The 17,879-nt window shown below is 55.1% G+C and carries 17 protein-coding genes and 1 riboswitch; of the genes, 13 read left to right on the top strand and 4 right to left on the bottom strand.

Translation table 11 applies throughout. The features are described from left to right. Nucleotides 1-158: 158 nt before the first annotated feature. The 10 genes from ndk to M6D89_RS05330 are packed head-to-tail and all read left to right on the top strand — an operon-like array spanning nucleotide 159 to nucleotide 10,202. Nucleotides 159-584 carry a nucleoside-diphosphate kinase gene (gene ndk, locus M6D89_RS05375; protein ID WP_253966997.1) on the top strand — a complete coding sequence of 142 codons (426 nt, stop codon included), beginning with the start codon at nucleotides 159-161 and terminating at the stop codon, nucleotides 582-584. Between the two features lie 16 nt (nucleotides 585-600). Next, nucleotides 601-1,770, top strand: coding sequence for a dual-specificity RNA methyltransferase RlmN (rlmN, locus tag M6D89_RS05370; RefSeq protein ID WP_253966996.1), 1,170 nt, complete (start codon nucleotides 601-603; stop codon nucleotides 1,768-1,770). A gap of 17 nt (nucleotides 1,771-1,787) precedes the next feature. Then, nucleotides 1,788-2,573, top strand: a complete 786-nt coding sequence (gene pilW / locus M6D89_RS05365) for a type IV pilus biogenesis/stability protein PilW (RefSeq protein ID WP_253966995.1) — start codon at nucleotides 1,788-1,790, stop codon at nucleotides 2,571-2,573. Nucleotides 2,574-2,579: 6 nt separating this feature from the next. Further along, nucleotides 2,580-3,608 (top strand): RodZ domain-containing protein, encoded by a 1,029-nt coding sequence (locus M6D89_RS05360; protein WP_253966994.1) that lies wholly within the window; start codon nucleotides 2,580-2,582, stop codon nucleotides 3,606-3,608. Nucleotides 3,609-3,620: 12 nt separating this feature from the next. Then, nucleotides 3,621-4,733, top strand: coding sequence for a flavodoxin-dependent (E)-4-hydroxy-3-methylbut-2-enyl-diphosphate synthase (ispG, locus tag M6D89_RS05355; protein ID WP_253966993.1), 1,113 nt, complete (start codon nucleotides 3,621-3,623; stop codon nucleotides 4,731-4,733). Between the two features lie 22 nt (nucleotides 4,734-4,755). Continuing rightward, nucleotides 4,756-6,039 (top strand): histidine--tRNA ligase, encoded by a 1,284-nt coding sequence (hisS, locus tag M6D89_RS05350; RefSeq protein WP_253966992.1) that lies wholly within the window; start codon nucleotides 4,756-4,758, stop codon nucleotides 6,037-6,039. A gap of 33 nt (nucleotides 6,040-6,072) precedes the next feature. Further along, on the top strand, nucleotides 6,073-6,741 hold the full coding sequence (locus M6D89_RS05345; protein WP_253966991.1) for a YfgM family protein: 669 nt from the start codon (nucleotides 6,073-6,075) through the stop codon (nucleotides 6,739-6,741). After that, nucleotides 6,738-7,880: an outer membrane protein assembly factor BamB gene (bamB, locus tag M6D89_RS05340; RefSeq protein ID WP_253966990.1), complete on the top strand. Its 1,143-nt coding sequence runs from the start codon at nucleotides 6,738-6,740 to the stop codon at nucleotides 7,878-7,880. The genes M6D89_RS05345 and bamB overlap by 4 nt, the downstream gene beginning before the upstream one ends. A 42-nt stretch (nucleotides 7,881-7,922) precedes the next feature. After that, nucleotides 7,923-9,305: a ribosome biogenesis GTPase Der gene (gene der, locus M6D89_RS05335; RefSeq protein WP_253966989.1), complete on the top strand. Its 1,383-nt coding sequence runs from the start codon at nucleotides 7,923-7,925 to the stop codon at nucleotides 9,303-9,305. A gap of 3 nt (nucleotides 9,306-9,308) precedes the next feature. Then, nucleotides 9,309-10,202, top strand: a complete 894-nt coding sequence (locus M6D89_RS05330) for an AEC family transporter (protein WP_336297537.1) — start codon at nucleotides 9,309-9,311, stop codon at nucleotides 10,200-10,202. 31 nt (nucleotides 10,203-10,233) lie between these two features. Here M6D89_RS05330 and M6D89_RS05325 read toward each other — a convergent pair whose 3' ends face one another. The 4 genes from M6D89_RS05325 to xseA all read right to left on the bottom strand — a co-directional run bounded on the left by M6D89_RS05325 (nucleotide 10,234) and on the right by xseA (nucleotide 13,920). Next, nucleotides 10,234-11,025 (bottom strand): thiazole synthase, encoded by a 792-nt coding sequence (locus M6D89_RS05325; RefSeq protein WP_253966987.1) that lies wholly within the window; start codon nucleotides 11,023-11,025, stop codon nucleotides 10,234-10,236. A 1-nt stretch (nucleotide 11,026) separates the two neighbouring features. Continuing rightward, nucleotides 11,027-11,251, bottom strand: coding sequence for a sulfur carrier protein ThiS (thiS, locus tag M6D89_RS05320; RefSeq protein ID WP_253966986.1), 225 nt, complete (start codon nucleotides 11,249-11,251; stop codon nucleotides 11,027-11,029). Beyond that, nucleotides 11,244-12,389 (bottom strand): glycine oxidase ThiO, encoded by a 1,146-nt coding sequence (gene thiO, locus M6D89_RS05315; protein ID WP_253966985.1) that lies wholly within the window; start codon nucleotides 12,387-12,389, stop codon nucleotides 11,244-11,246. The genes thiS and thiO overlap by 8 nt, the downstream gene beginning before the upstream one ends. Before the next feature lie 44 nt (nucleotides 12,390-12,433). Beyond that, nucleotides 12,434-12,550, bottom strand: a riboswitch (TPP riboswitch). Nucleotides 12,551-12,564: 14 nt separating this feature from the next. Then, a complete protein-coding gene (xseA, locus tag M6D89_RS05310) occupies nucleotides 12,565-13,920 on the bottom strand; it encodes an exodeoxyribonuclease VII large subunit (RefSeq protein ID WP_253966984.1) in 1,356 nt (451 codons plus the stop codon). A gap of 178 nt (nucleotides 13,921-14,098) precedes the next feature. On the opposite strand from xseA, the gene guaB reads away from it, so the two are divergent. From guaB to M6D89_RS05295, 3 genes are all read left to right on the top strand, one after another. After that, entirely contained in the window at nucleotides 14,099-15,574 is a 1,476-nt protein-coding gene (guaB, locus tag M6D89_RS05305; RefSeq protein WP_253966983.1) for an IMP dehydrogenase, read from the top strand. Between the two features lie 80 nt (nucleotides 15,575-15,654). After that, the gene (guaA, locus tag M6D89_RS05300; protein ID WP_253966982.1) at nucleotides 15,655-17,232 is read left to right on the top strand and encodes a glutamine-hydrolyzing GMP synthase; all 1,578 of its coding nucleotides are present in this window, start codon (nucleotides 15,655-15,657) and stop codon (nucleotides 17,230-17,232) included. Continuing rightward, complete coding sequence (locus M6D89_RS05295) at nucleotides 17,219-17,842, top strand: YceI family protein (protein WP_253966981.1); 624 nt, start codon at nucleotides 17,219-17,221, stop codon at nucleotides 17,840-17,842. Before guaA ends, M6D89_RS05295 begins: the two co-directional genes overlap by 14 nt. The last annotated feature ends 37 nt before the right edge of the window (nucleotides 17,843-17,879 follow it).

Here is a 17,879-nt window from a genome sequence, read left to right as displayed (position 1 = left end):
TGCGTATAAATATACCTAAAACCCGCGTATAATTCGCGGGTTTTAGGTATATGGGATATTAACGGCGTCAAGGGCTTCGCCCAGGGCGCGCGTTTTAGCCCCATAAGCGCAAATTTTTCGGGTTTACTGCCCGGGTGTGATGGAATATGGAGTGCCAGATGGCCGAAGAACAAACACTATCGATTATTAAGCCAGATGCTGTAGGGGATAACCATATCGGCGCCATTGTGGCTCGTTTTGAAGAAGCGGGCTTGAAAGTGGTGGCGCTAAAAATGCTACAACTGACCCGCGCCCAGGCCGAAGGCTTTTACGCCGAACACGAGGGACGTCCGTTCTTCCCCTCGCTGGTGGAATTTATGATGTCCGGGCCTGTCTGTGTGCAGGTCTTGCAGGGCGACAATGCCATTGTGCGCAACCGCGAGCTGATGGGTGCTACCAACCCCGAAGAGGCCGAAGCGGGCACTATCCGTGCCGACTTCGCTACCGCTGTTAGTGCCAACGCCGTGCACGGCTCGGATTCGCCGGAATCGGCGGCCCGCGAAATTGACTACTTTTTCAACTCTCAGGAGATTTACCCGCGCTGAGCGCGAAGGTGACACCATGACCGACTCTGTATCCAACTCCGATGCCACCGCAGCGCCAGCGGGCGAGAAAATCAACCTTTTGGGGTTGCCCGAGGCCAAGCTGGTGGCGTTTTTTGAGACTTTGGGGGAAAAGCGCTTTCGCGCCGCTCAAGTGCTCAAATGGATTCATCAGTTGGGCGTGGACAACTTCGATGAGATGACCAATATTAGCAAGGCGCTGCGCGAAAAGCTGAAAAGTCAGTGTGAGATTCGCGCCCCCGAGGTTTTGCGTCAGCTGGATTCTACCGACGGTACACGTAAATTTCTGATCCGGGTCACCGGCGGCAGTGTGGTCGAAACCGTGTTTATTCCCGATGGCGAGCGCGGCACCTTATGTGTGTCCTCACAGGTGGGCTGCTCGCTGGATTGCAGTTTTTGTGCGACAGGCAAGCAGGGCTTTAATCGCGACCTGAGTGCAGCGGAAATTATTGCCCAGGTGTGGATTGCGGCCAAATCGTTTGGTCAGCTGGCGCCCAATGGCCCGCGCAAGGTCACCAATGTGGTGATGATGGGTATGGGCGAGCCGTTGATGAATTTCGACAATGTGGTCGATGCCATGAATCTGATGATGCATGACAACGCCTACGGGATCTCCAAGCGTCGCGTAACCCTCAGTACCTCGGGGGTGGTGCCGCAGCTGGATAGGCTGCGCGAGTACACCGATGCCTGCCTGGCCATCTCGCTGCATGCGCCGAACGACGAGCTGCGCAATGAGCTGGTCCCCATTAACAAAAAATACCCCATTGCCATGCTCTTGGATTCGGCCAAGCGCTACATTGAGTCGCTGCCCGATACCCACCGCAAAATTACCATCGAGTATACCTTGATCGATCACGTTAACGATCGGCCCGAGCACGCTCGCCAATTGGCAGAGCTACTGCGCGATGTGCCGGTGAAGATTAACTTGATTCCCTTTAACCCGTTTAATTTGTCCAACTATAAGCGCGTTAGCAATAATGCCATGCGCCGGTTCCAGGATATTTTAATGCAGGAGGGGTACATCACCACGGTACGCACCACCCGTGGCGACGATATCGACGCGGCCTGTGGGCAGTTGGCGGGCGAGGTCAACGACATCACAAAACGGTCACAGAGATACAAAGCACAGTTTTCCCAGGCGGAGCCGGTTACTATTGTCACTCAATAACAACAAGAGGCTGAATTGTGTCGCGAGCATTAAAACCCAAGACGATTAAGGCAAACCTTTTTATCCTGGCAGGCTTGGTTTTTCTATTGAGTGCCTGCGTCAGCACTATGCCACCGTCCAAGTACCAAGTGGACGAAGAAAAAGCGCTGGACAGCCATGTCACCCTGGCATTGAAATATATCGACTCGCAAAACCGCGAGTCGGCGCGCCACCATTTGCGCAAAGCCTTTGAAATTGACCCGAAGTCTGTGGACGCGACCTTCGCGATGGCCATGCTCTATCAGTTAGAGGGCGAACCGGAAATGGCCGAAGAGTACTTCGAGAAAACCCTGCGGCTGGATCGCGACTACACCCGCGCGCGGAACAACTACGGCGTGTTTTTGTATTCTCACGAGCGCTACCAAGACGCCTACGAGCAGTTTGAAGCGGCGGCGGCCGACTACGACTACGACAACCGCGCTCAGGCCATGGTGAACCTGGGACGTACGGCTTTGCACTTGGATCGCCCGGAAAAAGCAGAATCGGTATTTTTGCAGGCCAATCGCTTAAACCCCGCGATGCCGACCGTAAAGTACGAGCTGGCCTCGCTGTATTTTGAGCAGAAAAATTATGCCGAAGCCAAAAACTACTTAGATGCCTATGATCAAATAGCGCGTCCGGCACCGCAAACGCTGCTGCTGGGAATCAAGCTTGAGCGTATATTTGGCAACCGGGGTAAAGAGGACAGTTACGCGCTGTTATTGAAAAACCGCTATCCATATTCTGAGGAATATTTGGAATACAAGCAGATGCTGGAGAAGTAAACCGGTATGACGCAACCTGAACACCTCAACGAGCTCGATCCCGGGCCACTGCTGAAATACGAGCGCGAGCGACAAAAACTCAGCGCTGAACAGGTGGCCGGTGATCTGAATATTCAGCTCAATAAACTAAATGCGCTGGAGTCAGGCGAATACGAGAAAATGTTTTCTCAGGTTTTTGCCCGGGGTTATGTTCGCAGCTATGCCAAATATTTAGGCCTGGAAAGCGAGCCCTTGGTAGAGCGCTTGAGCGAGCTGATGCCGGAACAAGAGCAGCCTTTGCCCGCGGCCGAGTCGCTGAATGTGAAAATGGGGCGTAAGCGCTCGGCCTGGCCCGGGCGCTTGTTTTTAATTGTCTTGATTTTACTGTTGTGGGTAATAGCTTACTGGTTTTTTGCTGATCGCAACGCGAGCGAGTCACCCGTCCAGACACCGAGCCTACCTCAGTCTGCCAGTGAGCAAAGCAATCGCGACTTGGAACCCGCATCGGCGGTGCAAGATATGAATGCAGCGAGTGATACGGGTTCATTTAATACAGCGGGTATTGATGACAGTGAGGCCGCCGACAGCCTTGAGCTAGACGTGTCGGCTACGGCTGGTGAGCCAGCGCCGGTCAGCGATAGCATAGAGTCACAAACGGTCGGTGGTTCGGACAGCCTTCAGGGTTCGGTCGATTCGATAGGCACAAACCCCGTCCAAGAAGACCCTAGCGCATCGAATGTTTCCGAATTGGTAGCCGCTGATACAACTCCCCAGGCATCGCCCGACACCCCGGCAGAGCCTTTGGCCTCGGTTGATACTCTGAGCCTCGCTTTCGCGCAAGATTGCTGGGTTCGGGTTATCGACGCCTCGGGCGAAGTGCTGCTGCAAACGCTTAAAAAAGCCGGTACTCAGAGCGACGTTCAGGGTGAAGCGCCTTTCGACGTGCGCCTGGGCAATAGCGCCGGGGTGCGCGCTTATGTCAATGGTGAAACCATCAGCATCCCCCAATCCGGGGCGGGCAATGTGGTCAACTTTACCGCAAGTGCGGTGGAATAGGTGTGAGTTACTATGCAGCATGAGTCTCCTATAAAACGCCGTCAATCTCGCCAAATAATGGTGGGTAATGTTCCCGTGGGCGGTGATGCGCCCATCGCGGTTCAGAGTATGACCAACACTGAAACCTGCGATGTGGCCGCAACCGTGGGGCAAATTCAGCGTCTGGAAAACGCCGGCGCCGATATCGTGAGGGTGTCGGTGCCTACCATGGAGGCCGCGGAAGCCTTCGGTGAAATCCGCAAGCAGGTAAGCGTTCCGCTGGTTGCGGATATCCATTTTGATTATCGCATCGCCTTGCGGGTGGCCGACCTGGGCGTCGATTGTCTGCGTATTAATCCGGGCAATATTGGCCGTGAAAAACGCATCCGCGCGGTGGTGGATAAAGCCCGCGACCTGAGCATTCCTATTCGTATTGGTGTCAACGCGGGTTCGTTGGAAAAAGACATTCAGAAAAAATACGGTGAACCCACGCCGGCGGCGCTGGTAGAGTCGGCGCTGCGTCATGTGGATATTTTAGATAAGCTGGATTTTCAAGACTTTAAAGTCAGTGTGAAGGCCTCGGATGTCTTTATGGCGGTGGAGGCCTACCGGCTGTTGGCCAAAGAAATAGAGCAGCCGCTGCACCTGGGTATTACCGAAGCCGGTGGCTTGCGCGCCGGAACGGTTAAATCGGCGGTAGGGCTGGGGGCGCTGCTGATGGACGGTATCGGCGACACTCTGCGCATTTCTCTGGCTGCCGACCCGGTGGAAGAAGTTAAAGTCGGCTGGGATCTGCTAAAGAGCCTAAAACTTCGCACCAAGGGCGTAAATTTTATTGCCTGCCCCAGCTGCTCGCGGCAGAACTTCGATGTGATTAAAACCATGAACGAGCTGGAGCAGCGTGTCGAAGATATCACCACCCCTTTGGATGTAGCGGTGATCGGCTGTGTGGTCAACGGACCGGGGGAGGCCAAAGAGGCCGACCTCGGGCTCGCGGGTGGTGCCCCCAGCAATTTGGTGTATGTCGACGGTCAGGCCGACAGCAAATTGGGTAACGATACCCTGGTAGATGATTTAGAACGATTGATTCGGCGCAAAGCCGCCGAGAAAGAGCAGGCCGATAAAGATATTATCGCCCGGGCTTAACAGCACAAAGTAAGGGTTTAGATTGAAAAAGATTCAGGCAATACGCGGAATGAACGATTTGCTGCCGGCGGATACCGCCGTGTGGCAGTATCTGGAATCGGTGATTAAGAAAACTCTGGCGGGTTTTGGTTACAGCGAAATTCGTTTTCCGGTGATGGAGCAAACCGATTTATTCAAACGCTCTATCGGTGAAGTCACCGACATCGTAGAAAAAGAAATGTACACCTTCGAGGATCGCAATGGCGAGAGCGTAACGCTGCGCCCCGAGGGCACGGCCAGCTGTGTGCGTACTTGCGAAGAGCACGGCTTGCTTTATAACCAGACTCAGCGCCTGTGGTATATGGGCCCCATGTTCCGCTACGAAAGGCCGCAAAAAGGTCGCTACCGTCAGTTCCATCAGGTGGGTATTGAAACCTATGGCCTGGCGGGGCCGGACATTGATGCCGAGCTTTTGTTGCTCAGCTTTAATTTGTTTAAAGCGTTAAAACTCGATCATTGCGTCAGCCTCGAAATAAATTCGCTGGGTAGTGATGAGGCGCGCTCCAAATTTCGCGATGCCCTGGTGGCTTATTTAAGCGATCACCAAGACCAATTGGACGAAGATAGTAAGCGCCGCCTGCAGACCAATCCGCTGCGCATTCTGGATAGCAAAAACGCCGCCACTCAGGCATTGCTGGATGCAGGCCCCAGCTTAGCCGACTATCTGGATGAAGAGTCAGAGCAGCATTTTGCCGGTTTAACGCAACTCTTGGACGCCGCCGGTGTCCCCTATACCGTTAACCGCCGTTTGGTGCGGGGCCTGGATTATTACACCCGCACGGCGTTTGAATGGGTGACTGACAAGTTGGGTGCGCAAAGCGCGGTGTGCGCTGGAGGCCGTTACGACAATCTGGTCGCTCAGTTAGGGGGGCGCGATACCCCCGCCGTGGGCTTTGCCATCGGTCTTGAGCGATTGGTGTTGCTGCTGCAAAGTGAGGGCGAGGTGCCCGAGCAATTGGATCAATCGGTGGATGTTTACTTGACCGCTGTGGGCGACGTGCAAGCCCAGGCGCTGATGTTGGCGGCGCAGCTGCGCGAGTCTGTGCCCGGCCTTCGGGTGTGTATGCACTGCGGCGGCGGAAGCTTTAAAAGCCAGTTGAAAAAAGCCGATAAAAGCGGCGCGGCTGTGGCCCTTATTTTAGGTGAAAACGAAGCGTCCAGTGGTGAAGTCGCGGTTAAATATCTGCGCGATGACAAGCCTCAGCAAGTGTGTGCTCAGACAGAGGTCGCGGCACTCTTACAGCCGCTGGTAGAATCCTCTAAATAACCGAATTTGAATGAAAACCGCTAGGAGTAGATTGTGAGCGATCATCTGACCGAAGAAGAACAAGTAGAAAATTTAAAGCGACTGTGGAAAGAGTATGGCACCACAATCATTGCCAGCGTCGCGGTTGCCACATCAGCGTATTTTGGCTGGAACTATTGGCAGCAGTCGGAGCAGCAGCGTATTGCTCAGGCTTCCGATAACTATGAACAGCTGATGGCTTCGGCCACTTCCGAGGCGTCTGGAGAAGAATCGGAAGCGACCACCGCCCACTTGGCCGGGCAAATTAAAGACAGCGCCAGTGATTCGGCCTACGCCATCAACAGCGCGTTTTTTGCCGCGAAAGCCGCGGTTGAAAACCAGGACTTAGAAGGCGCCGAAACTCAGTTAAATTGGGTGCTAGATAATTCTGAAGATGCGGGCTTTCAGCAATTGGCAAAAATTCGTTTAGCCCGGGTACTAGCCGCGAAAGAAGATTATGATGCGGCCCTGGCACTGGTCAGCGATACCCCCGCAAAAGGCTTTGCCGCCGAGCAGGCCGAAGTGCGCGGCGACATTTTTAACTTTAAAGGCGATAAAGTGGCTGCCAACCAGGCCTACAACCAGGCGCTGGAAAACCTCGACACTGATCAGCAACAGCGCAATGTGGTTCTGCAAATGAAAGTGAATGATACCAAGCCCGCTGCCACGGAGCCTTCGGCATGAGAGTATTAATCTCACTGTTATTGGTATTGGGGCTGTCGGGCTGTTCGCTTTTTAGCGACAAAGACGGCACCGAGCCCATGGAGTTAGTGGAATTCGAGCCCACCGTCGAGATCGAACGTTTATGGAAGCGCGGCACCGGCGTGGGGCAGGGCGATGGTTACACGCGCCTGGAACCCGCGTTTGATTCCGAACTCTTGTACGTTGCCGATTATCGCGGCGAGCTGTCGGCGATTAACCGCGAGACTGGAAAAGTTCAGTGGGATCGCGATTTGGACACGGTGCTTGCCGGCGGTGTGGGCCTCGGCAGTGGCCAGCTGTTAGTGGGCACCGACGAGGGCGAAGTGCTGGCGTTGGATATTAACGATGGCAGCGAGCTGTGGCGCACCCAGCTCAGCAGTGAAATTATGTCCACCCCAGTGGGAGACGCTACGGTTGTTGCCGCTCACACCTTGGACGGCCGTCTGTCGGTGCTGGACGCCAGCACGGGGGAAGTACTGTGGTTTTACGATAACCCCCCGCCTACCTTGACCTTGCGCGGACGCTCATCACCGGTGGTAACGCCATCGGCCATTTACGCAGGTTTTTCCAACGGCCGCCTGATGGCGTTTAACCCCAAAAACGGCCTGATTCTCTGGGAGCAGCGTGTCGCCATGCCCAAGGGACGTTCCGATTTGGAAAAAATGGTGGATATTCAGGCGAGCCCCGTATTGGTGGATGGCATTTTGTATGTCAGCGGCTATCAAGGGCGCTTAATGGCTATCAGCCGTGGCAGCGGTCGTCCACTGTGGGGGATAGATTCCTCCAGCTACCAAGAGCTTTGGTACGATGAGAACGAGCTGTTTATTACCGAAGATAACAGTGCTGTGGTCAGCTATGACGCCAATGGTGGTACCGAAAAGTGGCGCAATGAAAAAATGCTGCGCCGGTTGCTAACCGGACCGGTGGCCGCCGGTGAATATATTGCGGTGGCGGACGATGATGGCTATATTCATATATTAAATCGCAACAATGGCAGCTTTGCCGCCCGCACTAATATCGATGGTTCCGGGGTGCGCGCGCCCTTGTGGAGCGACGGCGAAACTATCTATGTTCTGGCCAACGACGGCAAATTAGCCGCCTACCGTATTGCGCCAAAATAATCCCCATGCCGCCTGCGGGCGGCATCAGCAGATACCAAAACTATGATCCCTGTAATTGCTCTGGTCGGACGTCCCAATGTCGGTAAGTCCACCATGTTTAATCGTCTGACCCGCAGCCGCGATGCGATTGTGGCCAATTATTCCGGCCTGACGCGCGATCGCAAGTATGGCGAGGTCCAACTCGACGATCACCGCTTTATTCTGATTGATACCGGCGGTATCAGCGGCGAGGAAGAGGGGATTGATACCGTCATGGCCGGGCAGTCATTGCAGGCGATTGAAGAAGCTGACATTGTGCTGTTTATGGTGTCGGCGCGCGATGGTCTTACCGCCGCCGATTATATGATTGCCAAAGAGCTGCGCCAGCGCGGCAAAAAAACCTATCTGGTGGCCAATAAAATTGATGGCATGGACCCGGATATTGCGTTGGCACCTTTTTACGAGTTGGGCCTGGGCGAAGTTTTTGCCACCACGGCTACCCACGGTCGCGGGGTTAAGTCCATGGTGGAGTCGGTGCTGGAGCAAATTCCGCCGGCCGCCGAGCCCGAGCAAGAGCCCGCTCCCAAGGGCATTAAAATGGCCATTGTGGGGCGTCCCAACGTGGGTAAGTCTACTTTGGTGAACCGGATGCTGGGCGAAGACCGGGTCGTGGTTTACGATCTGCCCGGCACCACTCGCGACAGTATTTATATTCAGTACGAGCGCTTTGGCAAGGCCTACACTATTATCGACACCGCCGGGGTACGTCGGCGCAAAAATGTTTCTCTGGCGGTAGAGAAGTTCTCAATCGTTAAAACCCTGCAAGCCATTGGAGATGCCAATGTGGTCATTCTGGTCATCGATGCCAGCGAAGGGGTAGTCGAGCAAGACCTGCACCTTATGGGTACGGTGATCGAGCAGGGGCGTGCCCTTGTGGTGGCCCTCAATAAATGGGATGGCCTGGAAGACAGTCACAAGCAATACGTTAAAAATGAAATTGATCGGCGTCTGCGCTTTGTGGACTTTGCCAATATCCACTACATCTCGGCTCTGCATGGAACGGGGGTAGGGGATTTGTATAAATCGGTGGAGCAGGCCTACCAGAGCGCCACCGATAAAATGTCTACCAGCTTTTTGACCCAAATTCTGCAGGACGCGGTCTCAGAACATCAACCGCCCATGATTAACGGTCGCCGCATTAAGCTGCGTTACGCTCATGCCGGGGGCAATAACCCGCCGGTGATTGTGGTGCACGGCAACCAGACTGCAAAGGTTCCTGCACACTATGTTCGCTATCTGGAAAAAACCTTTCGCCGGGCGTTAAATTTGCGCGGCACTCCCGTCCGGGTAGAGTTTAAATCCAGCGAGAACCCCTTCTCGGGTAAAAAGAAATCTCAGGCACCGGTTCGCAGCGCGCGCCGCGCGCCGCGCAAAGGTAGCCGCTAGACGGTGAACCCCTTTGTTCTGATTGCTGTATGTCTTGGCGCTGGACTGGTGTTGCAGTTTACGCGCCTGGCGGGCGAACGGGCAGCGGCCAGATTAAACGCCTATGTTATTAATCTGGCCCTGCCGGCGCTGATTCTTTCCGAACTTCCCAAACTGCAATTTGATTCGCGTGTATTCTTGCCGGTGGTGGTGGCCTGGTCGGTGATGGTTGCGACTGCGCTGGGCGTTTTGCTGGTGTCGCGCCTAGTCAGTTTGTCTCGCCAGGTGACGGGCTGTCTGTTATTGGTTTTGCCGCTGGGTAACACAGGCTTTGTCGGTATTCCGCTTATTGAGGCTCTGGTTGGCGCCGAGGGAATTGGCTACGCGATTCTTTACGATCAGTTTGGCACCTTTTTGGCGCTGAATACTTTTGGTATAGCCATCGCGGTGGGTTACAGCGGCGGACACACCACCTCCAATCAGCTCGCCAAACGGATTTTTAGCTTTCCGCCTTTTATCAGTTTACTGGTCGCGTTTGCCCTGTTGTGGTGGGACTACCCAAGGTGGTTAATGCAAGGTTTAGAGGCCGTGGCCTGGACTTTGGTGCCCGTGGTGATGGTCGCCGTGGGGATTGCCTGGCATTTAAAGCTTGATCGCGCCGATCTCAAGGTATTTGTCGGCGCGTTGCTAACGCTCTGCATTGCCAAGCCAGCCCTGGCTTATTGGTTTTCTGGTTGGCTTGGCGGTGAGGGCGTCGCCCGCCAGGTGGTGATTTTGGAAGCCGGCATGCCCGCGATGATATCGGCCGGGGTGCTCGCGATGCGCTATGAGCTAGCCCCCAAGTTGGCCGCATCGCTGGTGGGCTATAGTCTGCCTGTGGGCATCGCCGCGCTCTTTGTCTGGCGAGCGATACTGTAGCGTCAGACGTCAGACGTCAGACGTCAGACATCTAACTCGTCTGATGCCAAAAAGGTTGGCCTATGGTGGGCGTGCTGGGGCTAGCCGTTTGTCGGGTCTGCATCAGACCGCTCAAGTAAGCATCGCGCCCAGCGTCGATGGCACCGGCAAAGGCACGGGCCATCAGCGGAGGATTTTGCGCTTTGGCGACGGCGGTATTAAGCAGCACTGCGTCATATCCCATCTCCATGGCTTCAGCCGCCTGTGACGGCGCCCCCAAGCCCGCATCAACAATTAATGGGCAGTCAAAACGCTGACGCAATGTTCGCAAGGCATAGCGATTAAGCAGCCCGCGTCCGGTGCCGATGGGCGCCCCCCAGGGCATTAACACCTCGCAGCCCGCCTCGACTAGTTTTTGGCACAGGATTAAATCATCGGTGCAGTAGGGCAAGACCTTAAAGTCTTGCGCAATCAGCTCGCGGGTTGCTTCTAGCAGCGCGAAAGGGTCGGGTTGCAGGTTGTAGTCGTCGCCGATCACTTCCAGTTTGATCCAGTCGGTGGCAAATATTTCCCGCGACATAAGCGCCAGATTCACGGCTTCTTTTACCGATTTGCAACCTGCGGTGTTGGGCAACAGAGTGCAGCCCGTCTCGCGAATATGTTGCCAAAACCGTTCGCCGTCGCCTCTGGCCGGGTTTTGCCGGCGCAGCCCCAGGGTGACTATGTCGGCCCGCGCCGCCGCGACGCTGTCCAGCATTTGCTGGGGCGACTCATAAAGGGCCGTGCCTAACAAAAAGCGGCTGTTAAAACTCTGTCCGTATAGGGTTAATGGGTCGTTGTTCATACTAACCCCCTCCCACCGGCGCGACGATATCCACTAGATCACCGCTTCCCAGTAGGGTGGTTGCGTAAGCCGAGCGGGGCACAAACTCGCCGTTGATGGCGGCGGCGAATTGTTCTGGAATCAGGTTTTGCTCACGCCAACGTTGGGCGGCACTGGCGAGATCGGTGCCCTGGTTCAGTTCGTGGAGTTCTGAGTTTAAAAAAACTTCGATCGTGCGATTACTCATACACTGGCTCGTCGTAATGGTGATGTGTGGGTAAATAAGAAGCGAATGGCGATGGCGCACTCTGGCTGATTTGTGCCAATAAATGATCGACAAAGGCGGGCGCCAAAAGGTAACCGTGCCGGAACAGGCCATTGGCGGTCAAGAGCCCCGGCCGTGAAAAGCATTGGGGTAAATTGTCGGAAAACGCAGGGCGCAGGTTGACCCCCGCTTCCAAAATTCTCGCCTCGGCAAAGGCTGGCGCGAGGGTATAAACGGCGCTGGACAGCTCGAGACTCGACTGTACAGAAATCGGTGAGGTGTCTTCACTCTCAATTTGGGTGGCGCCGATCACAAAGCGATGATCGGGTTTGGGCACCACGTACAGCTGGTAGCGCGGATGCATCAGGCGCACCGGACGAATAAAATGAACTTCGGTCGTTTGCAGGTGCAAGGTTTCTCCGCGCACCCCGCGCAGGCCCCTATTGCTGTGGCGGGCTCCGGCGCCGCGGCAGTCGATTACCAAGTCAAACCGCCATTGTTGCGCGGTGTTGATAGCTTTAAGGGTGTAGGGGGCCACCTCGACCGGCGTCTGTTCGTGGTAGGCCACTTTGTTCGACTGTAATACCTGGCGCAGATATTCCAGTATTTCCCGGTTATCCAGGTGTCCCTCGGGCTCCAGAAGCAGGCCCGAACGGAACTGCTGGCTTAGGTCTGGTTCCAGCTGCTGTAACTGCGCTTGGTTTAAAGAGTTAATGGCGCAATCGGGTTCGTTGTTCAAGCAACGGGTATCGGCCAGAAATTGCTGTAGCTCGCATTCGTCCTGTGGGTGAGCCACCAGTAGACTACCTTGGCGATGAAAGCACTGAGAGGCCTGGGGGCCTAACTGACCGAGCCACGTTTGCCAGCGTTTAAGGCCATAAAGCCCCATGGTATAGACTTCGGGGCCGGCCACGGCCGCCTCGCTTATGGGGGCCAACATGCCCGCAGCGGTGTGCGCCGCGCTATTGGGAGATGAGGCAGAGGCCGCGTCGAACAAGCTGACCTGAAAACCTTTCATGCTCAATTGCCACGCCAGCAGTTGCCCTAGCAGACCGGCGCCCGCGATGCCAATATGTGCGCCTGAATCAGCAGGTAGCAAAGGGGAAAATGTTGGGTTCAAAATAGCCTCGTGCGCAGAGGCTGAATGGCGGCGGGAGGACGCCCGCGAGGGCGCTACTTGTTCCCTCCGCAGGTATCAGCCTGTTCAGGTTCCACGGGTTCGGCCGTACCGATCTCAGCCTTCGTATCAACAATATGATCAAGGCGCCCCGACAAGTGGGATCAATATAATGGCATTACTCGGAGGTTGCAATCACCTCACTTTGAAATTCACCGCGTCCCAGCTTGGTGGTTAACTTTTGCCCAGGGCTGAGCTCGCCGCTTTGGCGAACCACCTGGCCCCGATCGTCGCGCACTACGGCAAAGCCCCTATCAAGGGTCGCCAAGGGGCTGACACTATCGAGTACGCGGGCTTTTTCGTGCAGCTGCTGGCGATAGTTTTTGAGTCGGGTGTTCATGCTGTGTTGAAGGTGGTGGCTAAGCGATTGCAATTGTTTGCTCGCCTGGGTCAGGCGCGCTTGCGGGTGCTGAGCTTGCTGCCGGCGTTTGAGGGTATCCAGCGTTTGCGAAGCTTGATTAAGCCGCTGTTGCGCGCTGCGGGTCAGGCGTATTTCCAGTTGGTCCAGGCGCTGCGCCTGGTGCCGCAGCGCTTCGCCCGGGTGGCGCAGACGTTTTTGCAGGGCCTCCAGCCGGGTGTGCTGCTGTTTGAGTTGTCCGGCTATGGCTTTGCCCAATGCCAGCTCGCGCTGTTTAAGGGCACTCAAATGCTCGCGGATATCGGGGACTGCAATTTCCGCTGCCGCCGAGGGGGTGGGGGCGCGCACGTCGGCGACAAAGTCGGCAATGGTAAAATCGGTTTCGTGGCCTACTGCGCTGATTGTTGCAATCGGACAGGCGGCAACTTTTCGCGCCAGGGCTTCATCATTAAACGCCCACAAATCCTCAATCGAACCGCCTCCGCGGGTGATGATTAACAGGTCTATGCCCCCGGCTCGCACCGCCAAGTCTAAGGCTCGAATGATTTCCGGGGCCGCCTGGACGCCCTGGACGGGCACCGGGATGACGGTCACTTTTTGGGTGGGGTAGCGCCGTTTGATGACCGAGAGTACGTCGCGCACCGCCGCGCCGCTGGGCGAGGTGATCACGCCAATATGCTGGGGCGCTGCGGGCAAGGGTTGCTTGCGCTCGGGGGCGAAAAGCCCTTCGCTGGCCAGTTGGTTTTTTAATGTTTCGAAGGCCCTTTGCAGAGCGCCCAAGCCGGCTTCTTCCAGGTGTTCGGCAATCAGCTGGTAGTCGCCGCGCCCCTCGTAAATACTCACTCGGGCGCGTAAGAGCACCTGCTGGCCGTTTTGCACTGGAAAGCGTACCTGTTGGTTGCGGCCGCGAAACATGGCGCAGCGCACCTGGGCTTTATCGTCTTTTAACGTGAAGTACCAATGCCCCGAGCTGGGTTTGGCCAGGTTGGATATTTCGCCTTCCACCCAAATAAGGGGCAGGTGTGTTTCCAGCAATTGGCGGCTGATCCAGTTAAGGCGCGATACGCTCAAAATTTCGCGTTCGGCGGGAATCTCGGTAGGGTTTAGTGGGTTCATGGCGCCATTGTACCAGAGGGTTTTGCAAGCGGTTGTTGCGCGCTGGTAATGACAGGCAAAATTAAAAGAATTTCAGCAGGTTACCGTTTTGCGACAAGGTGAAAACTGGTTTACCTAAGCGCTTACTGTAAGGTATAATTTCGCGCTTATTTTTCCCAAGCGCGAAGGTTGGATAGCTATGTTGCGAATCGCAGAAGAAGCACTCACATTTGACGATGTTTTGCTGGTGCCCGGGTATTCCGAGGTGACGCCGAAAGATGTGTCGCTCAAGACCCGCCTGACTCGCGGTATCGCTTTAAACATTCCCCTGATCTCATCGGCAATGGACACCGTCACTGAAGCGCGTCTTGCGGTTGCCATTGCCCAGGAAGGCGGCATCGGTATTATTCACAAAAGCATGTCCATTGAGAAGCAGGCCCAGCAAGTCCGGGCGGTGAAAAAATACGAAGCCGGGGTGGTCAAAGATCCTATCACCATCGAGTCCAGTGCCAGCATCAACGAACTGCTGGCGCTCACCAAAGCCCATAATATTTCCGGTGTGCCGGTGTTAGAAAACGGCAACCTGGTGGGTATCGTTACTCGCCGCGATGTGCGCTTTGAGGCCAATAAAGAGGCCAAAGTCTCCAGCATCATGACCCCCAAAGAAAAGCTGGTGACCACTTTGGAGGGCACAGGCGCCGATGAAATTCGCGCACTCTTGCACAAACACCGTATTGAAAAAGTGCTGGTGGTAAACGAGCAGTTTGAACTGCGCGGCATGATCACCGTGAAGGATATCAACAAAGCCGAAAAATACCCCAGTGCCAGCAAAGACCCCGAAGGTCGCTTGCGAGTGGGCGCCAGCGTAGGAACCAGCGCCGATACCGACGATCGCGTTAAAGCCCTGGTTGAGGCCGGGGTTGACGTTCTGGTGGTGGACACCGCTCACGGTCACTCCAAGAATGTGCTTGACCGGGTTCGCTCAATTAAACAGCAATTTCCCGAAGTACAGGTGGTAGGCGGCAATATCGCCACCGCCGAAGCCGCTGTAGCCTTGGCCGAGGCGGGCGCCGATGCGGTTAAAGTGGGCATTGGTCCGGGCTCTATCTGTACCACCCGTATTGTCAGTGGTGTCGGCGTGCCGCAAATCTCCGCGATTGCCAATGTCGTTGAGGCCCTAAAAGGTACCGATGTACCGGTTATCGCCGACGGCGGTGTTCGTTTTAGCGGTGACCTGGCCAAAGCGATCGTTGCTGGCGCCGACTGCGTGATGATGGGCTCAATGTTCGCCGGTACCGAAGAAGCGCCGGGCGAGGTCGAGCTGTATCAGGGCCGCACTTATAAAGCGTATCGCGGTATGGGCTCGCTGGGTGCCATGTCGCAAACTCAGGGTTCCTCCGACCGTTACTTTCAAGATGCCAGCGAAGGCGCAGAAAAGCTGGTGCCCGAAGGTATTGAAGGGCGTGTTCCTTACAAAGGTCCACTGACCGCTATTGTGCATCAGCTAATGGGCGGCTTACGTTCGGCGATGGGTTATACCGGTAGTCGCACCGTGGAAGAAATGCGCACTCAGCCCAAGTTTGTTCGGGTCACCTCGGCCGGTATGGGTGAGAGCCATGTACACGATGTACAGATCACCAAAGAGGCTCCCAACTATCCCGTAAGCGGACGCTAATCGCGTTACTTATTCTGCACAGATAACCCCTGTATTCACCTGCAGGGGTTTTTCATTTTCACACTAGCAATGGAACACCCATGACTCAGGACATTCACGCTCAGCGCATTCTGATTCTCGATTTTGGCTCGCAGTACACCCAGCTTATCGCTCGCCGGGTGCGCGAAGTAGGCGTCTACTCTATTATCCGCGCATTCGATATGAGTGAAGAGGAAATCCGCGAATTTGATCCCAGCGGTATTATCCTGGCGGGTGGCCCGGAATCGGTTACCTTAGAAAACTCCCCTCGCGCGCCCGAGGTAGTTTTTAACCTGGGTGTACCGGTATTGGGTATCTGCTATGGCATGCAAACCATGGCCGAGCAACTTGGTGGTGCGGTGCAGGGGTCGGCGGTGCAAGAATTTGGCTACGCCCAGGTAAAAGTCGAAGATGCCGGCCCTTTGTTGCATGACATTAAAGATCATGTGGATGCTGACGGCAGCGCCCTTATGGATGTTTGGATGAGCCATGGTGATAAGGTGGTTACGCTGCCCGAGGGTTTTAAGGTTATGGCCTCAACGCCGTCCTGCCCGATTGCGGCGATGCACTGTGAAGAAAAAGAATTTTACGGTTTGCAGTTCCACCCCGAGGTCACTCATACCCTGCAGGGCAAGCGCATATTCGAACACTTTGTCCTCAAGCTTTGTGGCTGCGAAGCCCTTTGGACGCCCGCCAATATCGTTGACGATGCCATAGTCAAGGTGCGCGAGCAGGTGGGCACAGATAAAGTGTTACTGGGGCTATCCGGCGGGGTAGATTCTTCGGTGGTCGCGGCGTTGCTGCACAAAGCCATCGGCGACCAGCTCACCTGTGTGTTTGTCGACAATGGTCTGCTGCGCAAAGCCGAAGGCGATCAGGTTATGGATATGTTCGCCAAAAATATGGGCGTTAATGTCATCCGTGCTGACAAAGAAGATTTGTTTTTGGGGCGCTTGAAAGACGAAGACGACCCCGAGCGCAAGCGCAAAATTATCGGTAATACGTTTATTGAAGTGTTTGACGAAGAAGCCGCCAATATTAAAGACGTTAATTGGTTGGCCCAGGGCACCATTTACCCGGACGTGATTGAATCCGCCGCAGCCAAAACCGGTAAAGCTCATGTGATTAAATCGCACCATAATGTCGGCGGTTTGCCCGAGGATATGAAGCTTGAACTGGTAGAGCCGTTGCGCGAACTGTTTAAAGACGAAGTGCGGGCCATTGGCCTGGAGTTGGGCTTACCTTATGACATGGTGTATCGCCATCCCTTTCCCGGGCCGGGCTTGGGCGTGCGTATATTGGGTGAAGTCAAAAAAGAGTACGCCGATATTCTGCGCGAAGCCGACGCCATTTTTATTGAAGAGCTCCACAACGCCGACTGGTATCACAAAACCAGCCAGGCCTTTGCGGTTTTCTTACCGGTTAAATCTGTGGGCGTGGTGGGCGATGGTCGCCGCTACGAGTGGGTGATCGCCCTGCGTGCGGTGGAAACCATCGACTTTATGACCGCCCGCTGGGCACACTTGCCCTACGAGCTTCTCGAGAAAGTCTCCAACCGTATTATCAACGAAATCTCCGGGGTATCCCGGGTAACCTACGATGTGTCCAGTAAACCGCCCGCGACCATTGAGTGGGAATAACGCGCGGGCGTGCGTTATTCTTTTCTTCGTTTCGCAGCTTTTAAGTGGCTGTGGGGCACTGCTGTCGGGGAGTGTAGAGACCGACTTAACAGCCTTAGAGCCGGGTAACTACACTCTTGATCCCCATCACACCACCGTTCTCTTTAAAGTATCGCACCTGGGTGTGTCCCAGTTTGTGGGGCGTTTTAATCGCGCGCGTGCGGAGCTTGATTATCGTCCCGACGATTCGGCCGCAAGCGCTATTCACGCCAGTGTGAATATAGATTCGCTGGATGTGAATCGGCCGGATTTTGCTGAAACCCTAAAAAGTTGTGATTGGTTGTGCGCCGAGCGCTACCCCGAAGCCCGTTTTGAGTCAAAAGGCCGCGCCAATCAGAGTGGCAATCGCCTCATCTTTACCGGGGAGTTGTTGTTTCGGGGGGTACGACAACCGGCCGAGCTCGGTGTTACCATCAATGGCGCCACCACCAACCGCTTGAATGGTGATTACATTTTGGGTTTTGAGGCTAGACTACATTTCAAACGTTCTGCTTTTGCAATGGATAAATATATTCCCGCTGTGGGGGATAACGTTGCGGTCGAGATATACGCAGAATTTATTCGGCGTTAACAAAATATCTTTTTCAGCATAAGGTTTCTTACCTACC

The sequence above is a fragment of the Gilvimarinus xylanilyticus genome (genome assembly GCF_024195295.1).
GTDB lineage: Bacteria > Pseudomonadota > Gammaproteobacteria > Pseudomonadales > Cellvibrionaceae > Gilvimarinus > Gilvimarinus xylanilyticus.
Note: the sequence above shows the minus strand (reverse complement) of the source record. Positions and strands in the feature narration are given on the sequence as shown.